Origin of the sequence: Paenibacillus xylanexedens (genome assembly GCF_007676705.1) — a bacterium.
In the GTDB taxonomy this organism is placed as follows: domain Bacteria; phylum Bacillota; class Bacilli; order Paenibacillales; family Paenibacillaceae; genus Paenibacillus; species Paenibacillus xylanexedens_C.
On sequence record NZ_VEBF01000170.1, the window covers coordinates 1 to 304 of the forward strand.

Below are 304 nucleotides of genomic sequence, written 5' to 3' on the forward strand. Positions count from 1 at the left end.
GGTGAAGAGTAAGTTGGTGGGGAGGAGTGACAGTGAGATGGAGGGGTTCGTTAATGGTTAATGAGGGATTATGGTTGGCAGGTTGGTAAGTGTGTGGAAGTGGGGAGTGTGGACGGGGTGGAAAATGATGGTGGATATGGTGAAAGGATGTCATGAAAGAGTAGTGGGGTTGATAGCGTTTGGTATAGGGATGGTAATGAAGGAGATTATTTGTAAAGAGGTTGTGGTTGAGGAGGGGAAAGGGTGGAGGGGAAGGGGGGTAGGAAGGGTGTTCGATACTGGGGAGGGGATTATGGATGAGATA

General features: G+C 49.0%; 1 protein-coding gene. It reads left to right on the forward strand.

Features of this window, described 5'->3' with window-relative positions:
• Nucleotides 1-70: 70 nt before the first annotated feature.
• Nucleotides 71-304 (forward strand): hypothetical protein (locus tag FS628_RS31620; RefSeq protein ID WP_222125323.1); only part of this gene is annotated, 234 nt, incomplete at its 3' end.